This is a genomic window from Puia sp., from assembly GCF_035546395.1.
In the GTDB taxonomy this organism is placed as follows: Bacteria; Bacteroidota; Bacteroidia; order Chitinophagales; family Chitinophagaceae; genus Puia.
This window is the reverse complement of sequence record NZ_DASZXR010000017.1, coordinates 11,755-28,833: the sequence shown is the minus strand read 5'-3', so window position 1 is coordinate 28,833 and position 17,079 is coordinate 11,755. Positions and strand designations below refer to the sequence as shown.

Sequence of the window (17,079 nt, the reverse complement as noted above, 5' to 3'; positions counted from 1 at the left end):
GGGCCTTTTTTATCAGCTAGCGCCAAAGACTCTTCGGATATTCCCCCTTATCGATCAACGCATTCAAGCTCGCCTGCACCTCCGGCGCATCCTCCTTATACGTCACCCCAAACCATTTCGCCCCTGTCGGTATCACCTTGATCTTCCCATCCCCATTCTTGATGAACTTATCCCCGATGATCGGGATAAAGAACTCCGCCTTCGGATTCGTCCCCTGCTCCCGCAAAAAGGCGTGGAACATCTTCTCCGTATACCCAAACACCGACGGATCGAAACCCCAGAAATTCATCGATACCTTGGAATCGAAAGGAACTTCGAACTTCTTGTCGTTCTCCTCATAAGTGATCTTTCCATTCTCCTCATATATCTTCGTGCGCTCGGCAATCGAGATCAGGTTATCCGAGGCATCCACCTCGCAGACCCCCCGGCTCACCGTCCCATTGTCGGACAAGGTCTTGGCCAGCTCATACCCGATGATGCAATAAGTGCTGGCATTCACCTGTTTCGTAAGGAAGCCATAGGCCTTCTCAAAGGCATCCCGGCCATAAAAATCATCCGCATTGATCACCGCAAAAGGCTCCCTGATCGCATCCCTCGCACAAAGGACGGCATGGGCCGTTCCCCAGGGTTTGGTCCGGTCCGCCGGAACAGGATAATCCCCCGTGAAACTGCGCAGGTCCTGGTAAACATAGTCGATCGCGATCTTTCCCTTCAGCTTCGGCTCAAAGATATTCTTGAAGTCTTCTGCAAAATCTTTCCGGATAATGAATACTACTTTTGTGAACCCGGCGCGGATCGCATCATAAATGGAATAGTCCATGATCGTTTCTCCGTTGGGACCAAAACCCTGTATCTGTTTCATACTCCCATAACGGGAGGCCATGCCGGCGGCTAAGATCAATAGCGTAGGTTGCATTATACTATTTTTATATTTGGACACGAAAATAAAGCATAAAGGTGAATCATCCATCATCCCTGATCGAACGTTTGCATTGGCCCGATGACGCTATCCGGCCCCTGCCCGTGGATGTCATGCGCCTGGATAAATTACATCCCGTCGTCTCCGGTAACAAATGGTTCAAACTGAAAGAACATCTCGCCCTCACCACACCGGGCAAACCGATCCTCACTTTCGGCGGCCCCTGGTCCAATCATCTCGTCGCCACCGCATACGCAGCCCAACAAGCCGGCATCGCCGCGATCGGCATCATCAGGGGCGAAAGACCCGCTGCCCCATCCGCCACGCTGGAAGAAGCAGCAGCCTACGGCATGCAGTTGGAATTTATTTCCCGGCAACGTTACCTGCAAAAAGAAGACCCCGGCTTCCTGGGGGAATTAATGCACCGCTATCCCGGAGCATACATCATTCCGGAAGGCGGCGGCGGCCTCCCGGGCATCACGGGCAGCGAGGCGATCCTCCGCATCTCCGATACCGCTGCCTATACGCATATTGCCTGCGCCATCGGCACAGGCACCACCTTTCAGGGGCTGCTCCGCGCCGCCGCCCCGCATCAGGTCATCGTCGGGGTGCCGGTCCTGAAAGGCTTCGATATCTCGCCCCTGCAAGGCCCCAACACGATCCTGCTTCCTCAATATCATTTCGGAGGCTATGCCCGGCATCCGCAAACACTCCTCGATTTCATGAACCGGTTCTATCGTGAGACCTCCATCCCCACCGACATCGTGTACACCGGGAAACTTTTCTATGCCCTCACTCAAAGCATCCGCCGGGAATTCTTCCCCGCCCAATCCCGTCTATTGATCATCCACAGCGGCGGACTGCAAGGCAATCGCTCATTGGCCATTGGAAAATTGCAATTTTAGGCCCGGATTTTGTATTTTCATCCCACCTATGCATCGCTCCGCAGGCCCTGTCATCCTCTTCCTTCTTCTGACCACCATCCTCCGGGCCCAGGACACGTTGCCCCGGTTCTCGGCCGCGGCCCGGGGTCCGGGCAGGATCCTCATCAGCTGGCATAACAAGTACCCTGTAGTAACTCAGATCAGCATCCAACGCTCGGCTGACAGCCTCAGGAATTTTACCACCCTGCTCACAGTACCCGATCCCCGCCTCCCCGAGAACGGCGCAATGGACAACAACGCCGTCCATCCGAATTTCTATTACCGGCTCTTCATCGTCCTGGACAACGGAAAATACATCTTCACTGCTTCGCACCGTCCCCATTCACAATCCGAAGGGACACCCGCCGTCAAACAGGTCACTCAAGTCGCACAAAAAGAGGAAGAAGCCGAAGAGCCGGTCCTCCGGGCCAACAACCGCCTCCTCATAGTGCCACCCGCCTCCGCCTTCGAACGATCGAAGATCAGAACCCCAACAGCAATTCACAGCCTCCCCGGGCTGACCCTATCGAACACAGTCTATGTCCGGAAAGGCGATACGCTCCTTGGACAGATATCCGGCACAAGGATCCAAAGCTTCCGCGATTCCCTCCTGCGAAAGACAAAAGATACGCTCGTCTTTATCGACGGCGATACGCTGATGATAAAACCTTTTGTCGCCAAAGAGGTCTACCGGGCGTCACAATATATTTATACGGGTAAATACGGCAATATCCAGGTCAACCTTCCCGAGGCGCCAAAAAGACACTATGCCGTGAAATTCTTCGATCAGGACGATAAGCTGCTGTTCGAACTCTCGGAGATCAGGGATCCCAGCCTTACGGTCGACAAAACGAACTTCCGTCACTCGGGCTGGTTTCGCTTCGAATTGTATGACGGCGACCAGCTGAAAGAAAAGAACAAATTCTTTATCCCAAAAGAATTCTAACATCGCGACAGCGTCAGCCGAGCCTCGCGTCGAACACATCCTCGAACCGGCACTTCCATCGTTCTTTTACTACTTCTACATCGACGGGCCTGCCAAGCTCCTTCTCCAATGAGGTCACCTGCTTATCCGCAATGCCGCAGGGAATGATATTGCCGAACCACGACAGATCGGTATTGACATTCAGCGCAAAGCCATGCATCGTGATCCACCGGCTGCACCGGACGCCCAGCGCACAGATCTTGCGCTCCCGGCCCTTCACCCCCGGATCGATCCAGATACCCGTTTCCCCGGGCGAACGATCTCCCACAATGCCATAGTCGGCCAAGACCCGGATTCCCACCTCTTCCAGGCTCCGCAGATACCACCCCAGGTCGGTGCGAAACCGCTCGAGATCCAGGATCGGGTAGCCGACGAGCTGCCCCGGACCGTGAAAGGTGATGTCCCCACCCCGATTGGTGCGAAAAAAGTGGGCGCCCTTCTCCTCCATCGCAGCGTCATCCAGCAGCACATTTTCCATATGCCCGCTCTTGCCAAGCGTATATACCGGGGGATGTTCGACAAACAAAAGCCGGTGCGTCGTCGGCGCCAAGCCATTGTCGGCGCGCGCCTCCGTCTTTAGCCGGACGTTCTCTTTCAACAACTGCTCCTGGTAGTCCCAGGCCCGCTGGTAGTCCATCCGGCCCAGGTCTTCGAAGATGACTGTTTCCATGCGCCGCAAAGTTACGCAAACCACCCGAACATCGTACCTTTGCCCAAATGTCCTCTATGCATCCCGGTCCTGAAGACGATAGCCAGTTGGACGAGGTCCCGTCCGCCGACAGCTCGGAGGAGCTGTATGAACGCCTGAATCTCAAAATAGATAAGGGGCAGGAACCAATGCGCATCGACAAATTCCTGGTCCAGCGGATCGAGAACGCCTCCCGCAACAAGATCCAAAAAGCCCTCACCGCCGGCATGGTGCTGGTCAATAACAAACCGGTAGCCGCCAACTACAAGATCCGGCCCCTCGACGAGATCGTTTGCTATTCGGACAAAGAGGCCCATGGCGAAGAGATCATTCCCGAAAAGATGCCCCTCAATATCCATTACGAGGACGAGGAAGTGATGATCATCAATAAACCCCCTGGCCTCGTCGTCCATCCGGCCAGCGGCAACTATACCGGTACCCTGATCAATGGGGTCGCATGGTACCTCCTGCAAAAGAACAGCACCATCACCGAACAATCCCTGCCCCGCTTCGGCCTGGTGCATCGCATCGATAAGAACACCAGCGGACTCATGGTGCTGGCAAAAACGGAAAAAGCCGTCCGCAGCCTCGCAAAACAATTCTTTGACCACACCGTCAGACGCCAGTATATGGCCCTGGTGTGGGGCGACCTCGTGGAAGACAACGGCACCATCGTCGCACACGTCGGCCGCCACCTCCGCTTTCGCAAACTCTTCGACGCCTATCCCGAAGGCGATCATGGCAAGGAAGCGATCACCCACTATAAAGTATTGGAACGTTTTGGCTACGTCACCCTCGTACAATGTGTGCTGGAAACGGGCCGCACCCACCAGATCCGCGTGCATATGCAGCACATCGGCCATCCGCTCTTCAACGACGAGACTTACGGCGGCGATAAGATCGTAAAAGGCACCGTCTTCAGCAAATACCGGCAATTCGTCGATAACTGTTTCGCCATCTGCCCGCGGCATGCCCTGCATGCCAAGACCATCGGCTTCGTACACCCGGCAACGGGAAAGGATATGCTTTTCGAAAGCGAGCTTCCCGAAGATATGAGAGAAGTGATCGCCAGGTGGCGGGCCTATACCAGTAACAACCTGATCCGCCGCTAGTCAAATGCCCACGATAAAATTCACATACGCGTTAAAAAGGTTCTTTCCAGGCTTGCAGGACACCTCCGCCGGCGGCGCCACCCTCACCGATATCCTTGGCGAAATGGAGACTCGCTATCCCGGCGTCCGAAGCTATATCCTCGACGAACAGGGCAGCCTGCGCAAACACGTGAATATTTTCATCGACGGCGTAATGATAAAAGACCGGACTACCCTTAGCGATCCATTCCCCGACCAGTGCGAGATCTACATCATGCAGGCCCTGTCCGGCGGATAACGATCGGCGGCTCGTCCCGATGTCAAACATAGGCTACAAAACCTAACGATATGCAACCCACCCTCCTTCTCGGGACCCGCAAGGGTCTCATCGCCTACCATTCCAACGGCCGCTGCTGGGAGGTCGAAAACCTCTCCTTCGAAGGACAACCCGTCTCCGTCGCCTATTCCGACCCCAGGAACGGCACCTGGTGGGCCTGTCTCGATCATGGCCACTGGGGTGTCAAGCTACACCGGTCGGCCGACCGTGGCGCCAATTGGGAAGAAATACCGGCTCCCGCATACCCCGAAGGAGAAGAGGTAAAGGATGGGACACCGGCCACCACCCGTTATATCTGGTCGATGGCCCATGGTGGCACGCGATCCGGATCGAAGATCTGGCTGGGCACGGATCCCGGAGGCCTGTTCATGAGCGAAGACGGAGGAAATAACTTCCGGTTGGTCGAATCCCTTTGGCAGCATCCAACCCGGAAGACAGGTTGGTTCGGCGGCGGACGGGACCAACCAGGCATTCATTCCATCCTGGTAGACCCCCGCAATGAAGACCATATTTACATCGGGATCAGCTGTGCAGGAGTATTCGAAACTATCGACGGCGGAAGCAGCTGGGCCGTCAGGAATAAAGGCATGAGAGCCGAATGGCTGCCCGACCCCGAAGCCGAGGTGGGCCACGATCCCCACATCCTCGTGGCGGCGCCGACCGATCCCGATATCCTCTGGCAACAGAACCACGTCGGCATCTTCCGCTCCACCAACGGAGCCCAAACCTGGGAAGAAATAAGCCAACCAGAGGGACCCGCGCGTTTTGGCTTCGCCATCGCCGTCGCAGATGACGATCCGCATCAGGCCTGGGTAGCCCCCGCAGATAGCGATATGGTCCGCACGGCGATCAAAGGCGCACTCTGTATCTGCCGCACGGACGACGGGGGAAAGCATTGGAAGGAATGCAGAAAGGGACTGCCACAGGAGAATTGCTTCGACATCGTTTATCGTCACGCGCTGGCTACCTCGGGGGACGCGCTTGCCTTCGGCACCACGACCGGAAATCTCTTCTTCTCGCCCGATCGTGGCGATAGCTGGCAGACCCTGAACAATTATTTGCCGATGATCTATTCGGTCCAGTTCACCGGCTAACGCGGAAAACTCATCTTGTAATCCACATTGATCTTACCCTTGGTAATATCATCCAGCTTGCCCTTCAAAAGCTTTCGCTTCAGCGGCTTCAGATAGTCGATGAAGAGCTTTCCCTCGATATGATCGTACTCATGCAGTATGATCCGCGCAGAGATCCCGTTGAAGGTGGATACACGCGACTCGAAATTCTCATCCACGTACTCCATTGTCACCTCCTCGCTGCGAAAAATATCTTCCCTGATCTTCGGTATGCTCAGGCAACCCTCATTGTACGCCCACTCCTCGCCGTTCAACTCCTTGATATGCGCATTGATGAACACCTGCTTTATCCCCGGGCCATCGGGATACTTGTCCTTCTCTTCCTCTTCCAGGTTGTTGAATATTTGCTGCGAATCCACGACGAAAAGCCGGATGTCCCGGTTGATCTGCGGCGCGGCCAGCCCAACCCCATTGCTCGAGTACATCGTCTCCCACATATCCTCGATCAACTTGGGCAACTCGGGATAGTCAGGCGTAATGTCTTTGCTGACCACCCGAAGTATAGGCGTTCCGTATGCCACAATTGGTAAGATCATATCAATAAACGTTTAATATAAAAATTATCGTCCAAAAAGATCATAGCCCCAAAAGATCACTGGACTCGTCCCAGCCACTCCTGCAGCAGGATCGTCGCCGCGATCTCGTCCACCAAAGCCTTGTTCTGCCGTTGTTTCTTCTTCATTCCCATCTCCACCATCGCCCGTGAAGCAAGCTTCGAAGTGAACCGCTCATCCACTGCCTGGACCGGGATCGAGGGAAACTCCTTCTTCAACCTTGCCATCGCCTCCCGCGCCGGCTGAGTCCCATGTGTGTCGCTGTCATCCCAGTTCTTCGGCTCGCCGATAAGTATCAGCTCCACCACCTCCGTCTTGAAATACTCCTTCAGGAACGCGATCAGCTTCGGTGACTCCACCGTCGTCAGCCCTGTGGCGATGATCTGCAGCGGATCGGTAACCGCGATCCCGGTACGCTTGAGCCCATAATCTATCGCCATGATCCGTGCCATCAGGAATTGCTTTTTATGAATTCTTCCGGAGTACAAGCCGGCAAAATAGGAATGGCCGATTGGATCAGATCCCGGTTCCTGGTTATCACATAATCCAGCCGGTGATGCAGCGCCGTATAATACTGCAAAGCATGTTGGATATTCGAAATTGGAGAATGCAACGCGCTGACCGTAATATCCTGCCCAATGTCGATTACACGGATATCGCTGATCAGGGTTAGTAAGATATTCTTCGTCTGCCCACTACCAAATTCCTTTTCTATAGGATATATAGCCGTATGCAGGGTCGAAGCTGCTATAAAAGCCTGTATCCTGCCGATTGTCGCCCACTCGATCAGTGTATAGGCCCTTTCGTATTCCTCGCGTTGCAGGACAAAATCAAGGAGAATATTGACATCCAGCAGCACCTTAAAAGCCATACTTCGAAGCCCTCTCTTTATAATACATCTCCGTAATATCTCCCTCGTAATTATTGACAGGCTTCGGCAACTCCCGCATCAACTCCAGGATATTCTTTTTTTTCACCGGCTTCGTCACCGTCCGGAAATACCCCTCCACCAATTCCGAAACGCTCATCTGCTTTTTGGAGGCATATGTCTTCATGGAATTTAAAAGGTCACCATCGATAGTAAGATTTAAGCGCTCTTTCATCTTTGCAAAATTAACCAAATATACGCATTTTCTAAAAGATGCGCATACCCCCCAAAAAAAGATCCGCGATCACAAAAACCGCAAACACCACGCTCGCAATTCCATTGGCGGTCATAAAAGCGAGATTGACCCGGCTAAGATCGTTCGGTTTCACCAGAAGATGTTGATACACAAGCATTCCCATAAAGACGGCCACCCCGGCCCAATACCAGAGGCCAAACCCTCCGTACCAACCCGCCGTTACCACACAGGCCGTGCTCAACAGGTGCAGCCCCTCCGATACCCGCAGCGCCTTGGCCTTTCCAAGCCAGCTCGGCATGGAGTACAACTGCAGCGACTTGTCGAACTCCTCATCCTGTAACGCATAAATGATATCGAACCCGCTGACCCAAAAGATCACCGTAAAAGAGAACAGGATCGGCAATACCGCAAACCGCCCGGTCACCGCCAGGTACGCCCCGATCGGCGCCAGCGATAACCCCAGCCCAAGCACCAGGTGGCAAAAGGGAGTGAACCGCTTGGTATAACTATATCCCAACACCACCGCCAACGCCACGAACGACAGCCAAAAACAGAGGGGATTAATAAACCAGGTACAAACCACAAACGCCATACAGCTGACGATCACGAACCGCATGGCGCTGCTCTTCGAGATGATCCCCCTGGGTATCTCCCGGATAGCCGTACGTGGATTCTTCGCATCGAACTCCACGTCCAGCCAACGGTTGAACGCCATCGCCGCACTACGCGCAAAGATCATGCATCCGATGACGAGCAGAAAAAGCATCCAAAGGGGTCGCAAATGAGCGTGGGGGCTAAAGGCGCCCAAGGCAAACCCGATCATCGCAAACGGCATCGCAAAAATGGTATGCGAGAACCGGATCAAACTCAAATAGCTCTTTACCTTACTCATATTATTTTTTTGTGCGGACCATCTCCCACAACACGATCCCCGCCGCAATAGAAATATTCAACGAATGTTTCATCCCCCACTGCGGGATCTCGATCCCCCCGTTGCACAAAGCCAGTGCCTCATCATTGACCCCACTCACCTCATTGCCGAATACCACCGCCAACGGCCCCGAAAAACGCGCAGAGAACTCCGGCAAAGGAACACTCCCCTCCGTCTGCTCCACCGCAAACACCCGGTATCCCCGCCCCTGCAACTCCCGAACCGCCTCCGACGCCGAAGCAAAATAGCTCCACTTCACCGTCTCGGTCGCACCCAGCGCCGTCTTATGGATATCCCGGTGGGGCGGTTGCGGCGTATACCCACAGAGATAGATGGCCTCGATCAGAAAGGCATCGGCCGTCCGGAACACACTCCCGACATTGTGCATGCTCCGGATATTGTCCAGCACGACCACAATTGGCGTCTTTTCCGATTCCCGGAAGGCATTCACCGATTTTCGGTTCAGTTCATCCATCCCCAGTTTGCGCATCCGCAAAGGTAACTACCTTTAAACAAAAAACCGCTCATGAGAAAACCAACCTCCATCCGCACCCCGGCATGGATTGCTGCCTTGACATTCACCGGCCTGATGCTCCGTTCTGCCGGCGTCACGGCCCAGGAAGAGAAGGTAGACCAGACTACCATCCAGAAGATCCGCGAAGAAGGACTCAACCACTCCCACGTAATGGACATCGCCTTCCACCTCACCGATGCCAGCGGCAACCGCCTCACCGCCTCCCCCGGCTTTATGCGGGCCGCCAACTGGGCAAAACAACAGCTCACCGATTGGGGCCTCACAGGCGCAACGCTCGATCCCTGGGGCGAGTTCGGCAAGGGCTGGGAACTCCAAAAGTCCTATCTGGCCATGACCGCCCCCTACTATAAGCCCCTGATCGCCTTTCCAAAAGCCTGGTGCGCAGGCACCGAAGGCCCAAAGTCGGCGTCCGTCCTCCTCATCAGCGCCACCGACTCCGCGAGCCTCGAAAAATACAAAGGCCAACTCGCCGGCAAGATCCTCATCCCTGAGATAAACGATGTCTATCGGCAAAGCTTCCGACCTGACGCCGACCGCTGGACCGACCAACAGCTGGACTCGATGTCGAAGGTCGTAATGAAGCCCGTCGATACTGCCGAACTGCGCCGCCGGTTGTACGGTGATGATGGAAGTCGTCCGCATCCTCAAGACCCTCGGCATCCAACCCCGCCGCACCATCCGCATCGCCCTATGGAGCGGCGAGGAAGAAGGCCTGCTCGGAAGCCGGGGATATGTGAAGAAGACCTTTGCCGATCCGGCCACCATGCAGCTGCTGCCCGCTCATGAGAAATTTGCCGGTTATTTCAACATCGACAACGGCACGGGCAAGGTTCGCGGCATCTACCTGCAAGGCAACGAAGCCTGCCGCCCCATCTTCACCAAATGGTTGGAACCCTTCCATGACCTCGGCGCCACGACCGTCACCATCAGCAACACCGGCGGCACCGATCACCAGTCCTTCGACGCCGTCGGTCTGCCCGGCTTCCAGTTCATCCAGGACGAGATTGAATACAACACACGCACCCATCACACCAACATGGACTCCTACGCACACCTCCGCGAGGACGACCTCAAACAAATCGCCACCATCGTCGCAGCCTTCGTTTACAATACCGCCCAACGCGACGAAAAACTGCCCCGCAAAGAACTGCCAAAGCCGCGTCCTGCCGGCCGCGGCGGCTTCTGATCCCACAACGCCTGAATCAACAACTTATCCCCACCAGAAAGCCACGGCAACCCATTTGTCGGGGCTTTCTGTTACATTTGTTCCCCCACCAGGGACCATAATGGCAAAGAACGGCACCGATACCCCCCTCATGCAACAACACCGGGCGATCAAACAACGATACCCCGATGCTATCCTGCTATTCCGGGTCGGTGACTTCTACGAGACCTTTGGCGAAGACGCCATCGTCGCCTCCAAAGTGCTCGGCATCACCCTCACAAAACGCAACAACGGGGCCGCCGCATCCTCAGAGCTCGCCGGCTTCCCGCATCACGCACTCGACACCTATCTCCACAAACTCGTAAAGGCCGGCCATCGCGTCGCCGTCTGCGACCAGCTGGAAGACCCAAAATCCGTAAAAGGCATCGTAAAAAGAGGAGTCACCGAAATGGTCACGCCGGGCATCGCCACCCATGACAAACTGCTCGACGGAAATAACAATAACTTCCTCGCGGGCATCTACTTCCCCGACGGCTGGCCGGCGACCGATGCCGCCATCGGCCTCTCCTTATTGGACATCTCCACCGGGGAGTTCCTCGTTGCCGAAGGCAGCACCGAATACGTGGACAAGCTGCTGCAGGCGATGCGGCCCGCCGAGATCATCTTCCAACGCAGCTTCCAGAAACATTTCAAAGAGATCTTCGGCGGCAGATTCCACACCTATACACTGGACAGCTGGCTCTTCGAGTCGTCCTACGCAACGGACACGCTCCTGAAGCATTTCGAGACCCGGTCTCTCAAGGGATTTGGCGTGGATGACATGCCCGCAGGCATCATCGCCGCCGGCGCCGTCATCTACTATCTCAAAGAGACCGAGAACACACGCCTCCAACATATTGCCAGCATCCAGCGCATCGACCGTGACGACTATCTCTGGATGGACAAGTTCACCATCCGTAACCTCGAACTGCTCGGACCTGCCGGTGACGAACAGGGCCAAAGCCTCCTGAAAGTACTGAACAACACCGTCTCTCCCATGGGCGCCCGCCTGCTCAAACGCTGGCTCCTCATGCCGCTGAAAGACGCCAGGCGCATCCGCGAACGCCTCGACACAGTGGAATACCTGATAACGCATCCCGACCTGCGCAACACGCTCGTGGGACATGTCCATCATTGCGGGGACATCGAAAGAATCGTCAGCAAGATCCCCACCCGCCGGATCGGTCCCCGCGAGATCCTCCAATTGGCCCGTGGATTGGAACATATCGCCAGGATAAAGGATGCCGCCATCGGCTGCCCCGAAGGCTGGATCCGGGATACCATCCAACAGCTGGACCCCTGCCCCGTCCTTCACGATCGCATCCTCTCCACCATCGCCGACAATCCCCCCGCCGTCGCAGCCAAGGGCGGCGTGATCCGCGAAGGCATAAACGATCAACTCGATGAGCTGCGCAATATCGCCGAGGACAGCAGGAACTACCTCCAGCAGCTACAGGACAAGGAAGCGAAGAACACCGGCATCAGTTCCCTGAAGGTCTCGTACAACAATGTCTTCGGCTATTATCTCGAAGTCACCAATACCCATAAGGATCGCGTCCCGAAAGAATGGATGCGCAAACAGACGCTCGCCAATGCCGAACGCTATGTCACCCCTGAACTGAAAGTGTACGAAGAGAAGATCGCCGGCGCCGACGAGAAGATTCACGACCTCGAAAGCGGCCTCTACGAACAGCTGGTGGCCTTCCTGCAGGAGTCCATCGCCCCGATGCAGGCCAACAGCCACCGCCTGGCCGAGCTCGATTGCCTGCTTTGCTTTGCCGGCAACGCCCTGCAATACAATTATAAGAAGCCGGTCCTGCACGACAGTAGGGAGCTGGACCTCAAAGCAAGCCGCCATCCCGTCATCGAAAGACAGCTGCCGGCCGGCGAAGCCTATATCGCCAACGACATCCTGCTCGATCCGGCAACCCAGCAGATCATCATCCTCACCGGCCCGAACATGAGCGGTAAAAGCGCCCTCCTGCGACAGACAGCCCTCATTACCCTGATGGCGCATATGGGCAGCTTCGTACCCTGCGATTCAGCGCAGATCCCCCTCACCGACAGGATCTTCACCCGCGTAGGCGCCTCCGACAATCTCAGCGGCGGCGAATCGACTTTCATGGTGGAGATGAACGAAACAGCCAGCATCATCAACAATATTTCCGACGCCAGCCTCATCCTCCTCGACGAGATCGGCCGGGGAACAAGCACCTATGACGGTATCTCCATCGCCTGGAGTATCGCCGAATACCTGCACAATTCCCCCGACACCCCAAAAACGCTGTTCGCAACGCATTATCATGAACTCAACGAGCTGGAATTCAAGATGCCCCGCATCCGCAATTACCACATCACCAACAAGGAGGTCGGCAACAAAGTAGTCTTCCTCCGAAAGCTCGCTCCCGGCGGCAGCACGCACAGCTTCGGTATCCACGTCGCCAAAATGGCCGGCATGCCTTCCGCCCTCATCCAGCGGGCCGAAGAGATCCTTCGGCAGTTGGAAGACAAACCCGTCGGCGCCTCCATCGAAGAACGCCTTAAGAAGGTCAGCGCCCCAAAACTCCAGCTCTCCATCTTCGATGCCCACACCGAGACCTTTGATCGCATCCGGCAACTCCTGCAGGACACCGACATCAATCGCCTCACTCCCGTCGAGGCGCTCCTGAAACTCCAGGAGATCAAAGGCATGCTCCATTAGGCCCGGCCAGTGGCTCTTTCCATCCGCTTGCAAAAAGGCTTTATCCTCTGGCCATCACTCTATGTCCCTGAAAATGTTAGGAATCGGTTCGTTTACTATTTTCCTGATATGATCCAATTTTCGTATCAGCTGCATGACCTGCGTCACTGGCTAACCGAATTCAGCACCCACCTCCAACTACCTGTAAAAGGGAATTGCCTGGAATTCCCCGAACACCTCGGCGAAGGCATGATCCATGCCGCCCACCTCCCGGCCGGCTTTTCCTATGTCATCATGAACTTCACCCTGAAGGACGACCTCTTCCTCTTCCGCCGCGAGTCCGCCCCCAGGGGCCTTTGCCTGTTCTTTAACCCCGCCCCCTTTCTCTCCTCGACCGCACGCCGGCAGGAGGTCGACTTCCCGAAGAATACGCTCGTCAAACGCATCGGCCTCTTCTTTCCCGACGAATTCCTCCACCGGCATGTACGCAAAGACATTCTCGGCGATCTCTTCCGCTTTACCGACAGCCACTGCGTGCCCCCTTCTCGTACGCCAGTGCCCTTTGAATACCGGTCCATCATCGACGACATCCATTCCGTCGATCCGAAATCCGTTCTCACCCGGCTCATCCTCCATAACCGTATCCTCTTGCTGGCAGAGAAATTCCTCAGCTCTTTTCTCACCAAAGCCAGCTACTCCCTTCCCGATGGCAAAGCCTGGATAAAAGGAAAGGAAAAAGACCTCGACGCGCTGAAAAGCGTCGTACAGATCCTCAGCGACACCCAGCTCAGCAAATTCCCCTCCATCGAATCTCTCTCCAGGACGGCCATGATGAGCTCCACCAAGCTGAAGACCCGCTTCAAACAGATCTACGGCATGAAGCTCTATGAGTTCTACAACCGGAACCGGCTCGAACAAGCCCGTGAAATGTTGCGCACCGGTGACTTCTCCGTCAAGGAGGTGGGCACCAACATCGGCTTCTCCAACCTCAGCAATTTTGCGAAGGCCTTCAAAAAAGAATTTGGCATTTTACCCAAGGAAGTTCTTAAGAATAAATAACAGGCTTAAAATTCACTAAGTAATAGTCCCTAAAGACTCCCGAAAGTTCTGTTAAATAGCCTTTACAGCTATTAAAAGGAAGTTTATAGCCTGTCCGGGTAAAGATTATGTCGTAATTTTGCGGCCTTAAAGCAGACCACGGGTCCGCTGGCCGAAGGCCCATCATAGGCGCCACCACCGGACCAAAGGTCCGGTTGAATTAAATCCCCGCGCAACCCTACCCACCGCGACTAATGCCATTGAGAATGAATTGTGTAAACGTGTCTAAAACAGGTGAATATGGTAATGTACTCTTTTCAATTGGAGGATTTTGAGCAGTGGTTGGCCGGTTTTGCGTCCCGGCTCAACACCACGGTCAGCGACCGGACTCTGATCCTTCCCGCTCAGCTTGGCTCTGGAACCATTCAAGCGCACAACATTAATTCGCACCTCTCGTACGCTGTCATGAACTTCAAGCTCGACAGCGACCTGGAACTGCATCGCGAGAGCGGTGCCCCCGGGTTCGTCATCTCCTTCAACCTTGTGGAAGTGCAAAAAGAACTGCTCGTCGGTCACCGTCAACAGATCGTCAGCGATAAACGTCCCTTCCGTAACGACATCTTCCTCACCGACGCCCGCGACAGCGCCTTCATCCGTATGGCTGCCGGCTCCACGGTAAGGAGATTGCTCATCTTCTGTTCCCATGATCTGGCTCAGCAATATCTGCCGGCAGACCTCTTTAACAAGCTGGCAGTGTTCGCCCGCGAGAACAGCATCAGCGACAATCCCTTGTTCATCAACCTCTCTCACCGGACCATGCTAAAAGAGCTGTTCGAGCTGAAAGACAACGATGTATTGATGCCCATCCGTCGCCTGTCCGGCATCATCCACCTAATGGAAAAATTCCTGCACTCCTTCCTTCGGCAGGAACAGGCAGCGCTGCCCCGTACCGTAAAGAAGAACGATCTGGAAAGTATGCAGCATGTCGAGCAGATCCTCAGCAGCCGCCTCGAAGGCTTCCCCTCGCTGGAGTCACTGGCACAGGAAGTGTTCATGAGCACCAGCAAGCTGAAGAATCTCTTCAAGCAGGTATACGGCCACACACTCTATGACTATTACAACAAGAGCCGCCTGCAAAGAGCAAAGGACCTGCTGTTGACCGGTCAGTGCAGCATCAAGCAGGCCGGCAGCGAGATCGGTTTCAGCAACCTGAGCCACTTCGCAAAAGCATTCCGTAAAGAGTTTGGAATTTTACCGAGGGACCTCGTAAAAGGACGCTAATAGAGGTATAAATCTGCCTTTTAGCGCTACTAAATCGTTTTGACAACGATTATTTTTAGAATTCGAATCAAGCCCGTTTTTGGTCCAATCATCCTATTCATAGCAAAACGGGAGATGCACCTGTGCATCTCCCGCTCCGCTTTTCACATCAGATCCTTCAATCGGCTATACAGCTCCGTGAATACGCCGTAATTGTGCTCATACACCGCCGCCCGGCCCGCATCCGGCTCATAGACGGACTCCACCTTCACCAGCGAGGCCGCCGCATCCAGTCCCGGCAGCACACCCAAGGCATAAAATCCCAGCTGCGCCGCTCCAACAGCCGACGCATCCGCCGAACCCGTGACCACTACCTTCTTCTGGAAGATATCGGCCATCAGCTGCAACCAGATAGGACTTTTTGAGAATCCGCCGCTGGCATAGATCCGGTCTATCGGCCCAATGGTCTCCTCAAGCGAGGCGCCGATCTGGCGCAGCGAGTAACTGACCCCTTCAAGAATAGCGCGCAAAAAATATCGCTGGTCATGGATCGATCGGACGCCGAAGAAAACACCCTTTGCATGGGCATCCCAGACAGGCGCCCGCTCACCCAGGAGATAAGGCAGAAAGACAAGCCCCTCGCAACCCGCAACAACCGTATCGGCCTCCGCCACCAATCGCTCCACCTCGGTGGCATCTGCCCCCCGGCGACCCAGCACCTGCTCGGAATACCATTGCAGGACATTGCCGCCGTTATTGGTCGCCCCGCCGCAAACATAATAACCATCGGCCAGCACATAGCTGAAGATCCGCTCCCGCGGATCGGTCTCGGGTGTCGACGTGGTCATCCGTATCGCCCCGCTCGTGCCGATCGTCAGCGCCGTATCACCACGCCTCACCGCTCCGGTTCCCAGGTTCGCCAGGCAACCGTCGCTGCTGCCGATGACAAAAGGCAGATCGGCCGGCAGTCCCAATGACGCCCAACCAGGCAAAAGCCCCGCCTCCCAATAGGTACAAGGAACCAACTCCGACAATCGCCCCGCATCGATACCCGCCAACAGCAGCGAGTCGGGATTCCAGGCCTTGCGCCGGATATCGAACAGGCCCGTCGCCGAAGCCAGGGAATGATCCACAACATATTTTCCGAAAAGCCGCCGCCAGATATATTCCTTCACGGAAATGAACCGCGCCGCCCGTTCAAACACCAGCGGCTGCTCATCCCTCATCCAAAGTAATTTGCACAACGGCGACATGGCATGGATCGGCGTCCCCGTAGCCGCATAAATGCGTCTTCCCACCTCGCTGCCCTTCAAAGCCTGCGCATAGGATTCGCTTCGCGTATCGGCCCAGGTCATCGCCCGGGTCAGCGGATGCCCATCGGCATCCACGGCAATAAGACTGTGCATGGCGCAGCTGAAACTGATCCCCACAAGCCCCGTTCCCTTTACCGCCCGGCCCGACAGCCCCGCCGCTGCCAGCTTCGCGACCACCTCCCGTAACGAAGACACAACCGCCGCCAGAAGCTGGTCGGGATCCAGCTCGTGACGCCCCGCCGCATCCGTATACACGGGATACGACGCATTGGCAACCCCAAGCACCATGCCGCCGTCCGTAAAGGATACAGCCTTCGTGTTTGTCGTGCCGATATCGATACCGATGACAACCCTCATCAAAAGA

18 protein-coding genes are annotated in these 17,079 nt (G+C 55.5%); 9 read left to right on the top strand and 9 right to left on the bottom strand.

What is annotated here, in order from left to right; genetic code table 11:
• Positions 1-16 precede the first annotated feature (16 nt).
• Positions 17-916 carry a sugar phosphate nucleotidyltransferase gene (locus VHE34_RS25215; protein WP_325593141.1) on the bottom strand — a complete coding sequence of 300 codons (900 nt, stop codon included), beginning with the start codon at positions 914-916 and terminating at the stop codon, positions 17-19.
• A 41-nt stretch (positions 917-957) separates the two neighbouring features.
• On the opposite strand from VHE34_RS25215, the gene VHE34_RS25210 reads away from it, so the two are divergent.
• Together VHE34_RS25210 and VHE34_RS25205 are read left to right on the top strand one after the other, a co-directional pair.
• Positions 958-1,824 carry a 1-aminocyclopropane-1-carboxylate deaminase gene (locus tag VHE34_RS25210; RefSeq protein WP_325593139.1) on the top strand — a complete coding sequence of 289 codons (867 nt, stop codon included), beginning with the start codon at positions 958-960 and terminating at the stop codon, positions 1,822-1,824.
• Positions 1,825-1,852: 28 nt separating this feature from the next.
• On the top strand, positions 1,853-2,788 hold the full coding sequence (locus VHE34_RS25205; protein ID WP_325593137.1) for a hypothetical protein: 936 nt from the start codon (positions 1,853-1,855) through the stop codon (positions 2,786-2,788).
• A gap of 13 nt (positions 2,789-2,801) precedes the next feature.
• Here VHE34_RS25205 and lipB read toward each other — a convergent pair whose 3' ends face one another.
• Positions 2,802-3,497 carry a lipoyl(octanoyl) transferase LipB gene (gene lipB, locus VHE34_RS25200; RefSeq protein ID WP_325593135.1) on the bottom strand — a complete coding sequence of 232 codons (696 nt, stop codon included), beginning with the start codon at positions 3,495-3,497 and terminating at the stop codon, positions 2,802-2,804.
• Positions 3,498-3,553: 56 nt separating this feature from the next.
• Here lipB and VHE34_RS25195 point away from each other — a divergent pair, with 56 nt between their 5' ends.
• Genes VHE34_RS25195 through VHE34_RS25185 form a run of 3 tightly spaced genes read left to right on the top strand, consistent with a single transcriptional unit; the run spans position 3,554 to position 6,037 of the window.
• Positions 3,554-4,627: an RluA family pseudouridine synthase gene (locus tag VHE34_RS25195; protein ID WP_325593133.1), complete on the top strand. Its 1,074-nt coding sequence runs from the start codon at positions 3,554-3,556 to the stop codon at positions 4,625-4,627.
• A 52-nt stretch (positions 4,628-4,679) separates the two neighbouring features.
• Positions 4,680-4,904 (top strand): MoaD/ThiS family protein, encoded by a 225-nt coding sequence (locus VHE34_RS25190; protein WP_325593131.1) that lies wholly within the window; start codon positions 4,680-4,682, stop codon positions 4,902-4,904.
• 50 nt (positions 4,905-4,954) lie between these two features.
• The gene (locus VHE34_RS25185) at positions 4,955-6,037 is read left to right on the top strand and encodes a glycosyl hydrolase (protein ID WP_325593130.1); all 1,083 of its coding nucleotides are present in this window, start codon (positions 4,955-4,957) and stop codon (positions 6,035-6,037) included.
• Here VHE34_RS25185 and def read toward each other — a convergent pair.
• From def to VHE34_RS25155, 6 genes are read right to left on the bottom strand one after another with little or no spacing between them, the layout of a single operon-like run.
• Complete coding sequence (gene def, locus VHE34_RS25180) at positions 6,034-6,612, bottom strand: peptide deformylase (RefSeq protein WP_325593129.1); 579 nt, start codon at positions 6,610-6,612, stop codon at positions 6,034-6,036. The two genes, VHE34_RS25185 and def, sit on opposite strands and share 4 nt — an antisense overlap.
• A gap of 56 nt (positions 6,613-6,668) precedes the next feature.
• Positions 6,669-7,082 carry a Holliday junction resolvase RuvX gene (gene ruvX, locus VHE34_RS25175; RefSeq protein ID WP_325593127.1) on the bottom strand — a complete coding sequence of 138 codons (414 nt, stop codon included), beginning with the start codon at positions 7,080-7,082 and terminating at the stop codon, positions 6,669-6,671.
• Positions 7,082-7,501 carry a PIN domain-containing protein gene (locus VHE34_RS25170; protein ID WP_325593125.1) on the bottom strand — a complete coding sequence of 140 codons (420 nt, stop codon included), beginning with the start codon at positions 7,499-7,501 and terminating at the stop codon, positions 7,082-7,084. Before VHE34_RS25170 ends, ruvX begins: the two co-directional genes overlap by 1 nt.
• Entirely contained in the window at positions 7,491-7,733 is a 243-nt protein-coding gene (locus VHE34_RS25165; protein ID WP_325593124.1) for a DUF6364 family protein, read from the bottom strand. Before VHE34_RS25165 ends, VHE34_RS25170 begins: the two co-directional genes overlap by 11 nt.
• Positions 7,734-7,764: 31 nt before the next feature.
• On the bottom strand, positions 7,765-8,646 hold the full coding sequence (locus VHE34_RS25160; protein WP_325593122.1) for a UbiA-like polyprenyltransferase: 882 nt from the start codon (positions 8,644-8,646) through the stop codon (positions 7,765-7,767).
• A gap of 1 nt (position 8,647) precedes the next feature.
• Positions 8,648-9,175 (bottom strand): RNA methyltransferase, encoded by a 528-nt coding sequence (locus tag VHE34_RS25155; protein ID WP_325593120.1) that lies wholly within the window; start codon positions 9,173-9,175, stop codon positions 8,648-8,650.
• Positions 9,176-9,842: 667 nt separating this feature from the next.
• Between VHE34_RS25155 and VHE34_RS25150 the strand changes: the two genes are divergently transcribed.
• The 4 genes from VHE34_RS25150 to VHE34_RS25135 all read left to right on the top strand — a co-directional run bounded on the left by VHE34_RS25150 (position 9,843) and on the right by VHE34_RS25135 (position 15,423).
• Complete coding sequence (locus VHE34_RS25150) at positions 9,843-10,406, top strand: M28 family peptidase (protein ID WP_325593118.1); 564 nt, start codon at positions 9,843-9,845, stop codon at positions 10,404-10,406.
• Between the two features lie 100 nt (positions 10,407-10,506).
• Positions 10,507-13,125, top strand: coding sequence for a DNA mismatch repair protein MutS (gene mutS, locus VHE34_RS25145; protein WP_325593116.1), 2,619 nt, complete (start codon positions 10,507-10,509; stop codon positions 13,123-13,125).
• Between the two features lie 108 nt (positions 13,126-13,233).
• Positions 13,234-14,163, top strand: a complete 930-nt coding sequence (locus tag VHE34_RS25140; RefSeq protein ID WP_325593114.1) for a helix-turn-helix transcriptional regulator — start codon at positions 13,234-13,236, stop codon at positions 14,161-14,163.
• Positions 14,164-14,442: 279 nt separating this feature from the next.
• Positions 14,443-15,423 carry a helix-turn-helix transcriptional regulator gene (locus VHE34_RS25135; protein ID WP_325593112.1) on the top strand — a complete coding sequence of 327 codons (981 nt, stop codon included), beginning with the start codon at positions 14,443-14,445 and terminating at the stop codon, positions 15,421-15,423.
• A 143-nt stretch (positions 15,424-15,566) separates the two neighbouring features.
• On the opposite strand, the gene VHE34_RS25130 is transcribed toward VHE34_RS25135, so the two are convergent.
• Positions 15,567-17,072, bottom strand: a complete 1,506-nt coding sequence (locus VHE34_RS25130; protein WP_325593110.1) for a gluconokinase — start codon at positions 17,070-17,072, stop codon at positions 15,567-15,569.
• Positions 17,073-17,079 lie beyond the last annotated feature (7 nt).

Coding starts and splice junctions, on each gene's coding strand:
- VHE34_RS25215 (WP_325593141.1), bottom strand. CDS start 916: ATGCAACCTACGCTATTGATCTTAGCCGCCGGCATGGCCTCCCGTTAT.
- VHE34_RS25205 (WP_325593137.1), top strand. CDS start 1,853: ATGCATCGCTCCGCAGGCCCTGTCATCCTCTTCCTTCTTCTGACCACC.
- lipB (WP_325593135.1), bottom strand. CDS start 3,497: ATGGAAACAGTCATCTTCGAAGACCTGGGCCGGATGGACTACCAGCGG.
- VHE34_RS25195 (WP_325593133.1), top strand. CDS start 3,554: ATGCATCCCGGTCCTGAAGACGATAGCCAGTTGGACGAGGTCCCGTCC.
- VHE34_RS25185 (WP_325593130.1), top strand. CDS start 4,955: ATGCAACCCACCCTCCTTCTCGGGACCCGCAAGGGTCTCATCGCCTAC.
- def (WP_325593129.1), bottom strand. CDS start 6,612: ATGATCTTACCAATTGTGGCATACGGAACGCCTATACTTCGGGTGGTC.
- ruvX (WP_325593127.1), bottom strand. CDS start 7,082: ATGGCACGGATCATGGCGATAGATTATGGGCTCAAGCGTACCGGGATC.
- VHE34_RS25170 (WP_325593125.1), bottom strand. CDS start 7,501: ATGGCTTTTAAGGTGCTGCTGGATGTCAATATTCTCCTTGATTTTGTC.
- VHE34_RS25165 (WP_325593124.1), bottom strand. CDS start 7,733: ATGAAAGAGCGCTTAAATCTTACTATCGATGGTGACCTTTTAAATTCC.
- VHE34_RS25160 (WP_325593122.1), bottom strand. CDS start 8,646: ATGAGTAAGGTAAAGAGCTATTTGAGTTTGATCCGGTTCTCGCATACC.
- VHE34_RS25155 (WP_325593120.1), bottom strand. CDS start 9,175: ATGCGCAAACTGGGGATGGATGAACTGAACCGAAAATCGGTGAATGCC.
- VHE34_RS25150 (WP_325593118.1), top strand. CDS start 9,843: ATGATGGAAGTCGTCCGCATCCTCAAGACCCTCGGCATCCAACCCCGC.
- mutS (WP_325593116.1), top strand. CDS start 10,507: ATGGCAAAGAACGGCACCGATACCCCCCTCATGCAACAACACCGGGCG.
- VHE34_RS25140 (WP_325593114.1), top strand. CDS start 13,234: ATGATCCAATTTTCGTATCAGCTGCATGACCTGCGTCACTGGCTAACC.
- VHE34_RS25135 (WP_325593112.1), top strand. CDS start 14,443: ATGGTAATGTACTCTTTTCAATTGGAGGATTTTGAGCAGTGGTTGGCC.
- VHE34_RS25130 (WP_325593110.1), bottom strand. CDS start 17,072: ATGAGGGTTGTCATCGGTATCGATATCGGCACGACAAACACGAAGGCT.